Below are 16,073 nucleotides of genomic sequence, written 5' to 3' on the forward strand. Positions count from 1 at the left end.
CCGTGAAAACAAGTATTACGCGAAGGTGAGTTGTCTGATGGCGCAAGGGGCCGACGTACACGCAGATCGATCATCGGACGTGATCGAATGAGCGCAGACGATCCGACCCCCGCAAAGACACGCGGAAGCCGCAAACCCCGTCCCACCCGTACTCGCCGCGTTCGAGTGCCCTTGCTGCCGCAGCTACTGGCGGCTGCCGTCGATATCGACCCAGGCGCCGTCGCCATCCGCTTCGACGGTCGTTCCGTCACCTACGCCGAGCTGGATGCCGCGTCATCGCAGCTGGCGCGTCTCCTCATTGCTCACGGAGTGGGACCGGAAGATCGGGTAGCGATCTCCATCCCACGCTCCGTCGAGTCGGTGTGCGCACTGTGGGCCGTCGCGAAGGCCGGGGCCGCATTTGTATCGGTTGATCCCAACTACCCGGCCGACCGCGCCTTGCACATGCTTGTCGATTCCGGCGTCTCGATCGGCTTGACGGTAGGCGCTGTCGCCGACGGACTGCCGGCGAGTATTCAGTGGTGGGAACTCGACAACGCCGTGTTCCTGGCAAAGGCGGCCGAACTTCCTGCCGAACCGGTGTCGTACACCGAACGTGCCGGAACTTTGCGTGCGGAGCATCCCGCCTACGTGATCTACACCTCGGGTTCGACCGGTCGACCCAAGGGCGTTGTCGTCACGCATGGAGGCATTGCGAACCTGTGTGCCGAGCAGATCGAACGCTACGGTCTCACTTCTGCATCCCGAACCCTGCACTTTGCATCGCCCAGCTTCGATGCCTCCGTTCTGGAATTGCTCCTCGCATTCGGCACCGGTTCCACGATGGTGATCGCACGCCCCGATGTGTACGGCGGCGACGAGCTCGCCGAACTGCTCACCGAAGAAAAGATCACCCACGCGTTCATGACGCCTGCTGCACTGGGATCGCTCTCTGCGGAGGGTGATTTCGACACGCTTGACGTTGTTGTCGTGGGCGGCGAAGCATGTTCGCCCGCACTGGTGACTCAGTGGGCGCCCGGACGAAAATTCTTCAACGCGTACGGCCCCACCGAAACCACCGTCGTCGCATCGATTGCCGAACTGACGGTCGACAGTCCGGTCACGATCGGCGACCCGGTGCGCGGCGTCGGACTCTACGTTCTCGACTCCCGCCTGCAGCCGGTGGCGACCGGCACTGCCGGCGAATTGTATGTTTCCGGAACACATCTCGCCCGCGGGTACAACCAGCTACCCGCGACAACTGCGGCAAGTTTTCTGGCAAACCCGTTCGCGGACACGGGCGAACGTCTGTACCGCACCGGCGACACCGTTCGCTGGATCAAGGCCGGCGACGACCAACGCAGTCTCGAATACCTCGGCCGCGGTGACTCTCAGGTCAAGATTCGCGGATTTCGTATCGAACTCGGTGAGATCGACGCAGTTCTCGCCGCAGTTCCCGGTGTCGAATTTGTGGCGACACTTCCTCGGAGTGGGCCGACGGGTGAACCAGCATTGGTGTCGTATGTAAAGGCCGGGAACACGCTCGACGCTGAGGCATTGACAGTCCACGCACGCGGCGCACTGCCTCGGCACATGGTCCCGGCCGCAATGGTGATGCTCGAAGATATTCCGCTGACTCCGGTCGGCAAGCTCGACGTCGACGCATTGCCGGCGCCCACATTCGAATCGCGCTCGTACCAAGCGCCATCCACGCCTGCCCAGAAGCTTGTGGCCGACGCGATTGCCGATCTACTCGGCCTCGAACAGGTCGGCGCTTCGGATGATTTCTTCGAATTGGGTGGCAACTCCCTGATCGCGGCCAAGCTGGCCGGTCGTCTGGGCGCAGCGTTCGATACCCGCGTTCAGGTGAAGACTCTGTTCGAAGCGTCTACCGTCGAAGCGCTCGCCGCTCGCATCGAAGCCGAGACGGAAACGATCGGGCATGTGGCCTTGGCACCGATGGTTCGTCCTGATCGTGTGCCATTGTCTCTTGCGCAACAGCGTATGTGGTTCCTGAGTCGGTTCGACGCGGAATCTGCTGTGAACAATATTCCGATTGTTCTCCGCTTGTCCGGAGAACTTGACGTGAGTGCGCTTGCGCGCGCTGTTGAGGATGTTGTCGCTCGGCACGAGGTGCTGCGGACTGTGTATCCGGAGTTCGGCGGTATCGGCTATCAGGACGTTCTCGAAGTGTCCACGGCAGATATCGATCTGGATCCTCGGGATCTCGACGAGTCGGAGTTGCTTGCAGCTTTGGCGCCGCTGGTGACCGTTGGGTTCGACGTTTCCGTTGCAGTTCCACTTCGGGTGCGTCTGTTCCGTACCAGCCCAAGTGAATTCGTTCTCGCAATTGTGGTTCACCATATCTCTGCCGACGGTGTTTCGGTTGGTCCTCTGGTGCGTGATGTTGCATTGGCCTATCTTTCCCGGGCGCAGGGCGGCGCCCCGGCGTGGTCGCCGCTTGCGGTGCAATACGCAGATTTTGCGTTGTGGCAGCATGAGATTTTGGGGGTCGATTCTGATCCGGCGTCGTTGATGTCGGAGCAATTGCGTTATTGGAGTGAGAATCTCGCGGGGTTGCCGGAGAAGATCGATCTGCCGTTCGATCGGAAGCGCCCGGCGGTTGCGTCGACGCGTGGCGCGGTGCATCGTTTCGATATCGACGGTGAGTTGCACAGGGCTCTGGAGCAATTGGCGTTGGATCGTGGTGTTTCGCTGTTCATGGTTGTGCATGCGGCCCTTGCGGTGCTGCTTGCGCGGATGGCGTCGACTGACGACGTGGTTATCGGTTCGCCGATTTCCGGTCGAGGGGAACCTGCGCTCGATGATCTGATCGGGATGTTTGTCAATACACTGGTGTTGCGTACGCCGGTGACGCCGAACATATCGTTTGCCGATCTTCTCGATCAGGTTCGTGAAACCGATTTGGGTGCATTTGCCAACGCGGACTTGCCTTTCGAGCGTTTGGTGGAGGTTCTCGATCCGGCCCGTTCGCAGGCGCATCATCCGTTGTTCCAGGTTGCGTTGTTCTTCCAGAACATGGCAGGTGACGCTCTGGAGTTGCCTGACCTGCGAGTCTCGGAGTTCGATGCGGGAATCGATATCGCAAAGTTCGACCTTCAGTTGACGGCGTCGCCGGTTGAAGACGAGGCCGGCGTCGGTACCGGCATGGTGATGTCGTGGCTCTACACGACAGATCTTTTCGACGCCGCTACTGTTGGCGGGCTAGCCGAGCGCCTGACTACCATTCTCCGTGCGATGGTCACGAATCCGGGAACTGCTGTCGGTGACGTGGAACTGTTGTCCACCAAGGAAACACAGAACATCATCGAAGACTTCAACGACACGTCTCGTCCGGTTGTGGGTGGGTTGTTGTTGGATGGTTTTGATTCTGTGGTGGGGGTTTGTTCGGGTTCGCGTGCGGTGGTGTGTGGGGATGTGGTGCTTTCGTATGGGGAGTTCGATGAGCGGGTTAATAGGTTTGCGCGTTATTTGATTGGTTTGGGTGTTGGGCCGGAGTCGTTGGTGGGGTTGGCTGTTCGGCGGTCTGTGGATTTGTTGGTTGGGTTGTATGCGATTGTGCGTGCGGGTGGGGCGTGGGTGCCGTTGGATCCTGATGCTCCGTCCTCGCGTAATGAGTATGTGTTGGATTCGGCTGATCCGGTGTGTGTGGTGTCGACGGAGCGTGATGGTTTCGTGGCGTCGGGTCGTCGGGTTGTGTGTGTGGATGTTGTTGATGTGTCTGGTTTTTCGGGTGCGCGGGTGTTGGATGTGGATCGGCGCTCGCCGTTGCGGGCGTCGAATACGGCGTATGTGATTTTCACGTCGGGGTCGACGGGTCGGCCGAAGGGTGTGGCGGTCTCGCATGCGGCGATTGTGAATCAGCTCGAGTTCATGCAGGGCGAGTATCGCTTGATGTCGTCTGATGTGTATTTGCAGAAGACGGCGACGACGTTCGATGTGTCGTTGTGGGGTTTTTTCATGCCGTTGCGGGTGGGTGCGGTGTTGGTGTTGGCGTCGGCTGATGGTCATCGGGATCCGGGGTATTTGGCGTCGGTGATTGATGATCAGGGTGTGTCGGTGACGGATTTTGTGCCGACGATGTTGTCGACGTTTTCGTCGTTGGTGGATCCGGGGTTGTTGGGTTCGTTGCGTGATGTGTTGGTGATCGGTGAGGCGTTGCCGGTGGAGGCGGTGCGTGAGTTCGGGTTGGTGTCGTCGGCGCGGTTGCATAATTTGTATGGTCCGACTGAGGCGGCGGTGTCGTTTACGTTTGCGGATGTGACGGCTGCCGGGTCGGGGTCGGTGGTCTCGATTGGTGTGCCGGAGTGGAATTGCCGGGTGTTTGTGTTGGATTCACGCCTTCGGCCGGTTGCTGTGGGTGTTGCGGGTGAGTTGTATTTGTCGGGTGTGCAGTTGGCTCGGGGGTATGTGGGTCGTCCGGATTTGAGTGCGGATCGGTTTGTGGCGTCGCCGTTCGGTTCGGGTGAGCGGATGTATCGGACGGGTGATTTGGTCCGTTGGAACACAGTTGGTGAGTTGGAGTACATCGGTCGTACTGATTTTCAGGTGAAGTTCCGTGGTCAGCGGATCGAGTTGGGGGAGATCGAGGCGGCGCTCACGGCGCATGGGTCGGTGTTGTCGGCTGCGGTGGTGGTGCGTGGGTCGGTGATGGGTGATCAGTTGGTGGGGTATGTGGTGCCGGCGGTGGGGTCGGTTGTGGATGTGTCGGTGTTGCGGGGGTTTGTGGGGGAGCGGGTTCCGGGTTATATGGTTCCGGCTGCTGTGGTGGTGTTGGATGCGTTTCCACTTAATTCGTCGGGGAAGTTGGATCGGGCGTTGTTGCCGGAGCCGGTGTTCGAGGCTCGGGTGTTTCGGGCTCCGGTGTCGTCGGTGGAGTTGGTGGTGGCGTCGGCGTTTGTGGGTGTGTTGGGTGTTGATCGGGTGGGGTTGGATGATGATTTCTTCGAGTTGGGTGGCAACTCCCTCATCGCGATGAAGTTGGCGTCCGAACTGAGTGCATCTGTTGGTGTCGACGTCCCAGTGCGCATGCTGTTCGGTGCATCGACAGTCGAATCCCTCTCTGCCCGAATCGAAGACACACTTCGTGGTAGCGCGCCGTCGTCGAGTCAGGCGCTCGACGTTCTATTGCCGATCCGGGATGCTGGATCGTCGGTACCGGTATTCTTCATCCACCCGATGAGCGGGCTGGCATGGAAAGCCTCCGGCCTGGTTCCTCACCTCGACGCGCAGACGCCGCTCTACGGACTGCAGGCGCCGGTGATGACGGAATCGTGGCCTCTGCCCACATCAGTCGACGCATTAGCTGAGCGGTACGTTCGCGAGATGCTGAGTGTGAATCCGAGCGGCCCGTTCCACATCGTCGGCTACTCGCTCGGCGGGTTCATCGGACACGCGTGTGCAGTTCTGTTGCGCTCGAAGGGGTTCGACGTGAAGCTGGCAATGATCGATCCTCGCGGCACTACCGAAGTCGGGGAGAACCAGGCCCGGGACAACGTCTCCGAACTGGCCGCTGGATGGGGGGTCGACGTCGGGGACACTCTGGATCTCGGTGCGTTGGGCCGGGACGAGATCCTCGCGCTCGGCCGATCACTCGATTCCCTGTCATTTCTCACGACCGAGCAACTCGGATCTCTGTACGATTTTGCGATCTCAGCTGCCTCGATGATCGACGGGTACGAACCGCGCGTCTTCGACGGTGACGCTGTACTTCTCAGCGCCACCGTAGCCGTCGGTTCGACACTCGAACTTGCGGAGGCCTGGAAGCCTTACGTCAACGGAACCCTGGCTGAGACAACGGTCGAGAGTTCGCATCACTCGATGATGGAAACCGATCAGCTCGCGCTGATCGGTCCACGATTGTCGGCGTTCTTCAGGAGCTGATCGGACCGTTTGGGGGACGTCGGGACGAATCGGAACGAGAAGCCGACGTTCTGCGTGTTTGTCAGGTCCCGGGCCAGGTTGGGCAAGAACCGACGTCGGTATATGCCTGGCATTTTGGGTCAGAGGTGGCGCTTCCTGCCAAAAAGGCTGGGCAGCTTGGAGTTCCAATGCGAGCTGAGTGAGACCATACGGTTGAGTCACCTACGGCAATGTTTCCTTCGAGGACGCGACTCGACGCCGTGACCGGCAATCCAGATACCGCAAACTCCGGATCCATGAACCGATTCCGCTGTCGTACTCATGACTGTGTGTCAGGCGTGCGTCGAACGAATCGGCGCAGCCGCAGGTTGTGCAGCAATACATGTCTAACTTCGTGCGTTCGGTAAGTGAAACAGCACACTACGACGAAGGCCGCCTGTACGGACACGCCGCGTCGGGCGTGTAGCGATCAGGTGGCCTTCGAGGCAGATCGGGCGTTGATCAGATTCCGAGCGAGCCGGCGATGAACGGCCACGACTTGTGCAGCTGATCCTGCCAGTAGCCCCACGAGTGGGTCCCTACCGGCTGGAAATCGACAACTGCCGGAATGTTCAATTCATACAGGCGCTTGGCCATGTTCGAAGTGCAAAGGTTGGTCGCTGCTTCGATTGGGCCGCCGATGATGATCTGGTTCTCGGTGTACGCGCGACCATCGCTCAGGCGTGGGTTGAGGAAGGTGTCGTTCGGAATTCCGGGAAGTCCGTTGCCCGTGCTCATGTAGATCGGTGTCCCACGTAGCTTCTCGGCGTTGACGAGCGGATCGTGTTCGACCCATCCTGGCCCGTCCAGCGGTCCCCACATATTGGTGATGTCGTCGACTCCGCCGATCCATTCCGTGGTCGTCCGGACGAATGCTTGTCCGAGGGGATCGCTGGTCTGTGCGCAGCCACTGTAAGCGGCAACAGAACTGTAGAAACCGGGGTACTCGATCGCCAAGTTCAGTACCGACGTACCGGACATCGAGATGGCCGAGATGGCTTGCTTACCGTTGCTCCCCAGCTCTTCGTTCAACAACGGAGGCAATTCTTTGCCCAGGAAGGTCGACCACTTATTGCGTCCAGCCTTGGGGTCGTCCTTCTCCCAGTCCGTGTAGTACGAGAGTCGACCGCCGACAGGAGTGGCGACGTTCACGTTCTTGTCGGCAAAGAACTCGACTACGTCGGTTTGCCTTTCCCACGTAGCAGCGTCTTCCCCGCCGCCGGCACCGTTCAGTAGATACACGATCGGGCGAGGCTCGGAATTGTCAGCGGGAGTGATGACCTGGATCGGAATGACCTTGTCCATCGACGCCGCATAAACATTGACTACGAGTTGACGGTCATTGACCTTCTCGACGGACTTGACGTAAGAGCCCGTCGACGCTGTTTCGGATGAGTCGCCACCGACGCGCGCGGGGGTGGCCTGCGCGAGACCGGCTGTGATCAGTGAGCTGGCAACAGCCAGTACACCGATCTGTACGGTGCGTCGCCAGGAAGTGGAATTTCGCGTCAAGACCTCATACCTTTCGGTTGATTCATTGTCGATTGCGACCTTGTCGCATTCAGAGCATTAAGTCGGTTATTGTTTGTGGACTGTTAGCGTATTTAGATATTCAAATTCTGGTATGAGGCCACACTCGCTGGATGCGTCTGTCATGAAGTCTCCGCAGCCCGGCGGTAACCCCGAATCGCAGGATATAGAAATACTGCGATCATTCCCGCTGACCAGGCAAGCATTTTCAGAACTGGCACCAGGACCGGCCCTCCGAGTGAAAGTCCGCGCATAGCGTCGACTGCGACGGACATCGGTTGTGCGGCAATTACGGGTTGAAGCCAGACCGGATATGCCATTGTCGGGACAAAACCGCTGTTGAAGAACATCAGCAGGGTGCACCCAATGGAAACCAATTCGACGAGAGGGACATTTTCGGACATCGTGGCGAGAGCCGTGACCATTACCGCGAACCCAATGCCGAATGCGATGGGTAGAAGTATCATTGCCGCTGCCGCAAGCGGGCCCTGAGTGAACCGGAACCCGACGGCATAACCTACGCCGATGATGACGATCGTGGTCAGTAGAACTCGAACGGCTTCGGCCATCATCCGGCCCACTAGGCCCGATGCGCGGTGTGCGGGAAGCGTCCAGAAACGAGCGAGCAGACCGCTCTTCCTCTCGCCCCGCAAGCCCACTGCGCTGGCGATCGAACCGAACATCGCTCCCACGAGAATGATGAGCGGGACTGTCCCATAGATACTCGATTGCCCGGTGGCAGCGGTGATGGAATTACCCAGAACAACGCGAAACATGATCAAGGTCAACGCGGGGTAAACGAGCGCTTGGATTGTGGTCGAAGGATCGCGCGCCCAAGTGATCAGAAGGCGTTTCGCCTGTATGAGGCTGTGTGTCCAGAGCGCGCCAGCCGAACTTTCAGGTAGTGCAGCGTCGGGTAGTGGGAAAGCGAGTGTCCGCCCGCTGCGTATTTCCTCGCTCTTTTCAAGAGAACTCATCACACTCGCCTCGTACTTGCCCAGTATGCGAGAGGCCCGCATATCGCTATCAACCCGATCGACCAAGCCGCGACTGGTACCAAGGTATTCGGGGTGAGGCTGCCGGCAGCCAGGTCACGCATGGCGTAGGAGAACTGAGATACGGGCTGATTGCGTACGAAGGGTCTGATCCATTCCGGGAATCCGCTCTCCGGAACAAATCCACACGAGAGCATCCCGAGGATCAATTGGGGAAGTGTCAATGCCTGACTGGTTGCTTGCGGGCTCTTCGACAGTGAGCCGATTGCATCGCCACCGAGCGACAAACACGTACTGAAAGTCAACGCGATCACGCAGAAGAGTACGGCCTGTGACAGACCACCGACGAAGCGAAATCCGATCGCATATCCGTAGATCAGAGCTGCTGTCAGTGAGACGACGGACCGGAGGAATCCACTACTCATCCGCGAAAACAGTGGAACCGGGCCGAATACCGGCATGGTTTGCATCCGACTGCTGAAGCCAGTGATGCGTTCGGTCGCCGACATCTGCGCCGCTGAGATCGAAGTGAAGGCCATCGCCTGCAAGACGATGATCGGCATCAAAAACTGTGCGTAATTGATGCCCTGCAGCTGCATTACGAACTTGAGAGGCAGATAAAAGCCGACCGTGAAGATCAAGGGCGCGACGATTGCGACGAGCAATTCGTGCCGGCGGATCATTGCGCGAACGGTACGGCCGGTAAGTGTCCACCACTGTGTTACAGCGGACGGCTGCGGACGACGATGACGCCCGATGCGAGCTGCATTTGGCACCGTGATGGACCGTTGACCTACCTGTTTCAAGGCAAGATCTTGAGTTGCGTACTTCGTCGTCGTGGTCACGGCGCATCGCTTGTTTCGCTCGGACGCGACTGCCCCGTCAACGACAGGAACACGTCGTCAAGTGAAGGCCTGCGCAGGGCGATGTCCGCGAGTGGTATCCGTGCGTGATCGAGACGCCGCAGGGCTTCTGCAAGGGTTGCAGAACCACGGGGTGCGGGAATTGCAATTCGGCCGTTCTCGACTGCCAGATCGAAGCGGAAGTCCGGCGGAACCAAATTACCCAACGCGTTGGCTGCTGGTCCCAGCAAGCTTGTCTCAGCGGGAACGATTTCGCAGAAGCTCGCGCCGGTTCGTGCCTTCAATTCGTTGGCGGTCCCCTCCGCGATGACGGATCCTTTGTCGATGACAATGATGTTGTCGCTGAGAAGGTCAGCTTCCTCGAGGTACTGAGTGGTCAGCAGAACCGTGATGCCTTGCTCTTTCAAAGTCTGCACGAGGTTCCACACGCTCTGGCGGCTGCGAGGGTCCAGTCCAGTCGTCGGCTCGTCGAGAAATACGACTTCTGGCCTCACCACCAATCCGCACGCAATGTCGATGCGTCGTCGCATGCCGCCCGAGTACCCTGCAACAACTCGCCCCCCAGCTTCCACTAGATCGAATTCTTCGAGAAGTTCCACGGCTCGTTGCCTGGCGGATGCGCGATCGAGACCCATCAGGCGAGCGAACAGTTCGATGTTCTCGCGTCCGGTGAGTGCGTCGTCGAGTGCGGCGAATTGGCCAGTCATCATGATCGAACGGCGAACGTCGGCTGGGTTTCGAGCGACGTCGTATCCGGCAACCATTGCGACGCCGCGGTCAGGCCGAATCAACGTGGACAGAACCTTGACGGTGGTGGTCTTACCTGCGCCGTTGGGTCCAAGGATGCCGAGCACTGTGCCCTTGGGAGCTTGGAAGTTGATGCCACGCAATGCGTGTACATCCTTGAAGGACTTGTGAACGTCCTCCACGACTACCGCCGCGTCCGTCGATAAGGGCATCAATTCTCCGCTGTCTACATGGATGTTCGGGCCGAGCTGTGCTTGGACAGGGCTTCTCGGCCATGTCCTTTCTCGAGCAAGCCGTAGCCCGAGCCGGAGTCACTGGTAAGGGTCCCAGTGGTTGCGGGAACCTTGTACGTCTATCTCCGGATGCACAGTGGATGTTACCGGAGGGACAACCTCGGTCCGGCCTTCGCGCGGTGCGGAGTGATGCAAATGTGCAGCTTGGCGAGAAGCCGAGGTCAGGTCGACCGACGGGAATGTGCGATATCGCACAGTGTCCGGTGCCTGGCCTGATTTCGGATCGCCGACAGGTGTGAACTGTGTTCGCGCGTGCTGAGTGCTCGTCGAGTATGACGAGTTCGTACTCGATCGACGGGCACCCCTGACTCGATCATCAAGTCGACTCACTCTGGCGAGGTAGCCTACTGCTCATGGATATCGGCACGTTGTCAGTGGTGGTTCCCGTGTACAACGAGGAGGATTACATCGCCGGGTGTTTGGAGTCCCTCTCTCGTCAAGGGGACGAAATACTCGAGATAATTGTTGTCGACAACAATTCCACCGACCGCACCCCTGAAATCGTGCGTTCTTTCGAGCAGCGGGATTCTCGAGTCCGATATCTTGTCGAACCGCGTCAAGGCGTTGTTCATGCTCGTAATGCCGGGTTCGACATCGCAGTGGGTGAATTCATCGGTAGGGTCGATGCGGATTCGCGTGTCGCACCAGGATGGGCGCGAGCGGTTCGAAGTTCCTTCGCTTCTCATGATCTTGATGCCGTTACCGGTTTCTCGTTGTTTTACGAGTCACCGTTTTCAGGGCTTCAGCGAGCAGCGGTGAACAAAGCCGAGGCCCGTGGCGATTTCCACGGAATCAAACCTGCGCACGCACTGACTGGTTCGAATATGGCGATTCGGGCGACGTCGTGGCGCTCGATCCGCGACAAGGTCAGTGATCGCACCGACATTCACGAAGACGTGGATCTGTCGCTGTGCCTGGTGAAGGCAGGGATGCAGTTCGGCACTGACCTGGACATGCGGAGCGAAATCTCCGGCCGAAGGGGAGAGACTGGACCCATCGAGTTTCTGTCATACAACAAGGCTTCGGTGACAACGCTCGAGTATCACCAGGCTATGACTGCACGACTACGTTTGATGATTCTCAAGTCGTCAATTCTGCATGCTCTGATGTGGCCGGCGTACCGAATGTACGACCGGCAAACCGATCGGCTGTCATGGCGGAAACTGCTGTCAGGTTCCGGAGCCCGCACTATGCCCGTGGATTCGTGAGAGTCGGCTACATCCTGTCCAGATTCAAGGTCTTGTACAACCTCTCGATACCGCTGTAATCCTGTACGAACAGTTCGTTGCTCGGTTCCAACGCGACATCATCGAGCATCTTCTGTCCGCCGGGTATGGCTTCGATCTCCATGATTGCTCGCCACGCGCCGAAGTCGGTCCCGCTGAAAGCGCGCATGGCGCCCTCGAAGCCTTCCAGTAGATAGCTGCGATCTCCACGATCCAAGGAATCCCAGACCAGCACCGCCAGTTCCCCGGCAATCGAGGCATGGCAGTACTCGTCGCGAGCGTGCAACCGAATGGTCGCGCGGTTGATCGACTGCACGCCCGGGTCGTCCGAGATCAGGTCGAGGTATGCGGTGATCGACACCTCGGCGACGGTCATGAACGCCAACTGTGTCAGCGCGATCTTGCGCGGATCACCGGCTGCGTCGAGGGCTTGCGCCCGCGTGCGGACCGTCAGGACGTCGGGCAATGCCTTGGTCGGCAGCCCCCAGCCCCTGCCTCGACGGGTCGCTGAACTGGCATTGAAGTGCATGAGCGTGTGATATTGCTCGTCGACCATCGCTTGATTGACCGCCACTGCAGCCCAATCTCCGAGACCGACGCCGAGTCGGTCTTCGGCGAGAACGTCGAAGCCGGGATTGACGACGTACTTCTCGATGTCCATGACGTTCTTGTTGAACGCGATCCATGCCCAGGCTTGCAGGCGTTGCTTCTGCTCGGGGCTCAATGCCAGGTAGGTCGGATGCTCCGCGAACGGGAGAAGTTCTTCGGGGTAGTCGGACAACGACGAATCGAAGAGATCGTCCAGTTCCGGCTCCGCCTTCTTCACGGTTGCCCGGCGCGCCCAATTGCTCGCAAGGCGGCGGACGATTGCACTCTCGACCGGATCGGAGGCGTCGTACTCCGGGAGGCTGGGCGGACTCACTCCAGGTCTCATCGTGCCCTACTCTCTGTGCCCTTCGGCGATCTCCCTGTGCCCTTCGGCAATGCGATCGAACAAGCTCTGGCACTCCGAGTTCAATTCGCCTGAGCGATTGTCGAGCGCTGCGTCGGCGGTTTTCATCAGCGTCGTGAAGTCGCCGAGGGTCTCGGCCGCCCTGTCCACCTGTGCGGTGGCATCGAACAGTGCTTTTCGTGTCGCACCTGCGCACGGATTGCCCGCTTGTACGTCCCAGTACACCTCCGGTTCGCCGCCGGCTACACGTGCCAGGAGCGCGAGCAAGGCCCGATGCGGGGGAGGGGCGACCGCGAGGAGATCGTCGGCGGAAACTCCGAGTTCGGCCAGGGCAACGCCGAAAGCCAGCACCGACGCGTGTGTCAGAACCTGGGTGGCCGCAGCCAACCGGTCGTGACGATCGGCGTCCATCACCGCGACCGACGCTCCCCACGAGCGCACGATGTCGAGGAATCTGTCGGACTGCGGACCGCCGACGTACGGCACTGCGATGACGGCCCGACCGCGTGGCCCGAGCGACGGACGGAACATGGGGTTGAGTCCGAGGAATTCCCCTTCTCGGCCGGCGTCGGCGATTGCTGCGTCCATCCGCGATTTGACCGACAGCGTGTCCACAACGAGAGCGCCGGATGTCCGAAGGCTCGGTAGTGCGGCTAGAGCGACCTGTTCGGGAACCGCGAGCACGATGATGCGCGAGGACTCCACGTGCGCGAGGACTTGCTCACTGGGTTTCGTGATGTCTCCGACGACTACATCTCCGTCGGGATCGCTGCCTGCTGGGTCGACGACGGTGACGGTCGACCCCCCGGCGCGAAGCAGTTCGACGAACATGGATCCGACGGCACCCAGCCCGCCGACAACCGTCGCTGTGCCTGATGCCGCCGTCATGGCTGGATCTACCCGCCGTACTCGAGGACCCGCGAGGACACCGCATCGAGCGCACGGAGCAGCGTGGACGCCTTGACCGTGGTCTCGTCGAATTCTTCTTCCGGATCGGACAACGCTGTGATGGCACCGCCGATTCCGAAGGTCACGCCGCTCTCGGTGCAGACCAGCGACCGGATCACGATCGAGAGGTCCGCGGCGCCACCGAGCGCGAAGTACCCGATCGATCCCGAGTAGACCCCACGTGGGCCTGATTCGAGGCGGTCGATGATCTCCATCGTCCGTACCTTCGGGGCGCCGGTCATCGATCCACCGGGGAACGCGGCACGCACACAGTCCACCGCCGACGACCCCGGACTCAGGTGTCCGCGCACCGTCGACACCATTTGGTGAACGGACGAGTACGACTCGATCGCGAACAGCCTCGGAACGTGGACACTTCCCGGAACGCAGACCTTGGTGAGGTCGTTGCGGGTGAGGTCCACGATCATCAGGTTCTCGGCGCGGTCCTTCTCGCTGTCGAGCAGGTCCTGCCGTAGGGCAGCATCACGCGCTCGGGTGACGCCGCGCGGGCGGGTCCCTTTGATCGGCTTGGACTCGACGTTGCCGGCCGAGTCGACACGAAGGAACCGCTCAGGCGAGGCCGAGACCACCGAGATGCCGGTGAAGTCGAGAAGTGCGCTGTACGGCGTCGGATTGATCGAGCGCAGATACTCGAACGCCTGCTGTGCATCGATCGTCTCGTCGACGCTCGCCATGTTGGTCAGACACACCTCGTAGGACTCACCCGCCCGGATCTCCGAGAGGGCCGTTCCGATCAACGACAGGTACTGATCGCGATCATGCCGAAGGCGAGCCTGCGTCCAGACGGTGTCGCTGATCAGCGGAACCGGGGTGCGTTCCGGAAGGTCCGCGCCGATCCGCGCCAAGGTGTCGACGGTCGATTCGAGCCAATCGTCATAGCCGGCGTCGCGGACTTTCTCGCGCAATCTCAAAACGTGAGTGCGGCCCGCGGTGTGATCGATGACGACGGCGCGATCGGCAAACACCAGAGCGGCATCAGGAGTGGGTGCCGGATGGACTGCCCTTCCTCCGGTCTGTGCTTTCAGTTCGTAGCCGAGGTAGCCCACGTAGCCGAGGTTGAAGTCGAGTTCCGGATGCGAGGGCACGAAGCGTGTCGAGAGTTGTGCGTCCAAGTAATCGAAGAAAGGAACTCGAATGTGCTCGTCGGACAAGCCTTTTCGGCTGACAGTCAGTACCTCGGCTTGCACGTCGTACGTGATGAACTCGGCCAGCGGCCCCGACGAATCGCCGAGAATCGAAAAGCGCGCACTCGGCTCTGCGGTTGCCGCGCGGTCCAGCCAGAACGCGTTCGGGCCGTCGGCGAACAGTGCTGCATAGGCCGCCGACGGGTCCACTGCAAAATCGAGAGTCACGTCGTCGACGTCGTAGTTGATCGCCGGCCGCAGGTCGGGTGTTTGCGGAACAGGTTCGGGTCGGATCACCGAATCCAGAGTGCGTCCGACGGACAGATCGCGGAAGTTCGCGAGCAAATCTATGCCGAACTCGGTGCTGATGGACTCCGGATGGAACTGAACTCCCCACATCGGCTTGGTCCGGTGCCGGACACCCATGAGCAGACCGTCGGACGTCCACGCGGTACGAACGAAGGCGTTCGGCAGATTCTCGACGGTCAACGAGTGGTAGCGAACAGCTCGGAACGGCGACGGAAGTCCGGCAAAGATGCCCGAGCCGTCGTGATCGATCAGCGAAATTCGGCCGTGCATCGGTACGGGCGCAACCACCACGTCCGCGCCGAACAACTCGCACAGGCCCTGGTGGCCGAGACAGACACCGAGAAGTGGGAGAGGCGCTTCTTCGATGAAACGGCGGCTGATTCCGAAATCACGGTCGCGATCCGGCCGGCCGGGACCTGGGGAGATGACCACGTTGTCGTATGACGCGAGATCGAGGGAATCCCAATCCGCGTCGTTGCGGACCACGGTCGGCACAACCCCGTTGACCTCGGTCAACAGGGTGAACAGGTTGTAGGTGAACGAGTCGTAATTGTCCACCAGAAGGGTGCGGGAACTCATGTCGATGATCCTGATCTCGGTCCGACGGATTCCCGAACAGTGTCCTCCTCCTCAACAGGTGCGTTGATCACCAGGTCTTCGAGTCGACAGGTCTCGGCAATCATCAGCTCGTACAGGGCGTTGAAGAAGTCTGGGGAGAGGTCGTGTCTACGGGCGAATTCACGCGCCCGCTCCTGCACGAGGCGGACGCGGCCGGGTTGCATCATCGGAACCTCGCGGGAGCGCTTCCACTCGCCGATGCGCAGGCAGAGTTCCAGCCGCTGCCGCACCGTCTCGAGAAGTAGAGCGTCGATGGCGTCGAGGTCGCGCCGGAAGCTGTCCAATCCCTCGGCCTCGTCCGGATACGACGAGGTCTGCGTGCCTGCTTCGGAACTCGTTGTGGTCAAGAACTCTTCCACGAGGCCTCCCGGTGCTCGGCGTGACGCGAGGTCGACAATGTGGTGCCCGGAACGCAACCCACCTCCGGACACCGGCACCCCGACCGACCATCGCCGTTCGGGGAGGTGTTCCACGATCGTCATTCGCCGAAACCTGCGGTGGTGCCTAATTCTGCGAAACCTGTTTGGCGGGCGAATCAGGTTGCGA

Annotated in this window: 10 protein-coding genes; 2 read left to right on the forward strand and 8 right to left on the reverse strand. The window is 60.2% G+C overall.

The features are described 5' to 3' along the window. Positions 1-87: 87 nt before the first annotated feature. Entirely contained in the window at positions 88-5,883 is a 5,796-nt protein-coding gene (locus KTR60_RS09195; RefSeq protein ID WP_228402052.1) for a non-ribosomal peptide synthetase, read from the forward strand. A 480-nt stretch (positions 5,884-6,363) separates the two neighbouring features. Here the strand turns inward: KTR60_RS09195 and KTR60_RS09200 are convergent, their stop codons facing one another. From KTR60_RS09200 to KTR60_RS09215, 4 genes are all read right to left on the reverse strand, one after another. Next, positions 6,364-7,413, reverse strand: coding sequence for an alpha/beta hydrolase (locus KTR60_RS09200; protein ID WP_228402053.1), 1,050 nt, complete (start codon positions 7,411-7,413; stop codon positions 6,364-6,366). A 140-nt stretch (positions 7,414-7,553) separates the two neighbouring features. Next, a complete protein-coding gene (locus KTR60_RS09205; RefSeq protein ID WP_047888604.1) occupies positions 7,554-8,408 on the reverse strand; it encodes an ABC transporter permease in 855 nt (284 codons plus the stop codon). Beyond that, on the reverse strand, positions 8,408-9,271 hold the full coding sequence (locus KTR60_RS09210) for an ABC transporter permease (protein WP_228402054.1): 864 nt from the start codon (positions 9,269-9,271) through the stop codon (positions 8,408-8,410). Before KTR60_RS09210 ends, KTR60_RS09205 begins: the two co-directional genes overlap by 1 nt. Beyond that, the gene (locus KTR60_RS09215; protein WP_228402055.1) at positions 9,268-10,248 is read right to left on the reverse strand and encodes an ATP-binding cassette domain-containing protein; all 981 of its coding nucleotides are present in this window, start codon (positions 10,246-10,248) and stop codon (positions 9,268-9,270) included. Before KTR60_RS09215 ends, KTR60_RS09210 begins: the two co-directional genes overlap by 4 nt. Positions 10,249-10,682: 434 nt before the next feature. Here KTR60_RS09215 and KTR60_RS09220 point away from each other — a divergent pair, with 434 nt between their 5' ends. Beyond that, positions 10,683-11,537 carry a glycosyltransferase family 2 protein gene (locus tag KTR60_RS09220; protein ID WP_228402056.1) on the forward strand — a complete coding sequence of 285 codons (855 nt, stop codon included), beginning with the start codon at positions 10,683-10,685 and terminating at the stop codon, positions 11,535-11,537. Positions 11,538-11,544: 7 nt separating this feature from the next. Here KTR60_RS09220 and KTR60_RS09225 read toward each other — a convergent pair whose 3' ends face one another. Genes KTR60_RS09225 through KTR60_RS09240 form a run of 4 tightly spaced genes read right to left on the reverse strand, consistent with a single transcriptional unit; the run spans position 11,545 to position 16,009 of the window. Then, entirely contained in the window at positions 11,545-12,489 is a 945-nt protein-coding gene (locus KTR60_RS09225; protein ID WP_228402057.1) for a diiron oxygenase, read from the reverse strand. Positions 12,490-12,495: 6 nt separating this feature from the next. Beyond that, positions 12,496-13,395 carry a prephenate dehydrogenase dimerization domain-containing protein gene (locus tag KTR60_RS09230; RefSeq protein ID WP_228402058.1) on the reverse strand — a complete coding sequence of 300 codons (900 nt, stop codon included), beginning with the start codon at positions 13,393-13,395 and terminating at the stop codon, positions 12,496-12,498. Positions 13,396-13,403: 8 nt separating this feature from the next. After that, on the reverse strand, positions 13,404-15,488 hold the full coding sequence (gene pabB / locus KTR60_RS09235; protein ID WP_007728560.1) for an aminodeoxychorismate synthase component I: 2,085 nt from the start codon (positions 15,486-15,488) through the stop codon (positions 13,404-13,406). Then, positions 15,485-16,009: a chorismate mutase family protein gene (locus KTR60_RS09240; protein ID WP_019747551.1), complete on the reverse strand. Its 525-nt coding sequence runs from the start codon at positions 16,007-16,009 to the stop codon at positions 15,485-15,487. The genes pabB and KTR60_RS09240 overlap by 4 nt, the downstream gene beginning before the upstream one ends. Positions 16,010-16,073: the final 64 nt, after the last annotated feature.

Source organism: Rhodococcus sp. C1 (genome assembly GCF_020809065.1).
GTDB classification, from domain to species: Bacteria; Actinomycetota; Actinomycetes; order Mycobacteriales; family Mycobacteriaceae; genus Rhodococcus_F; species Rhodococcus_F qingshengii.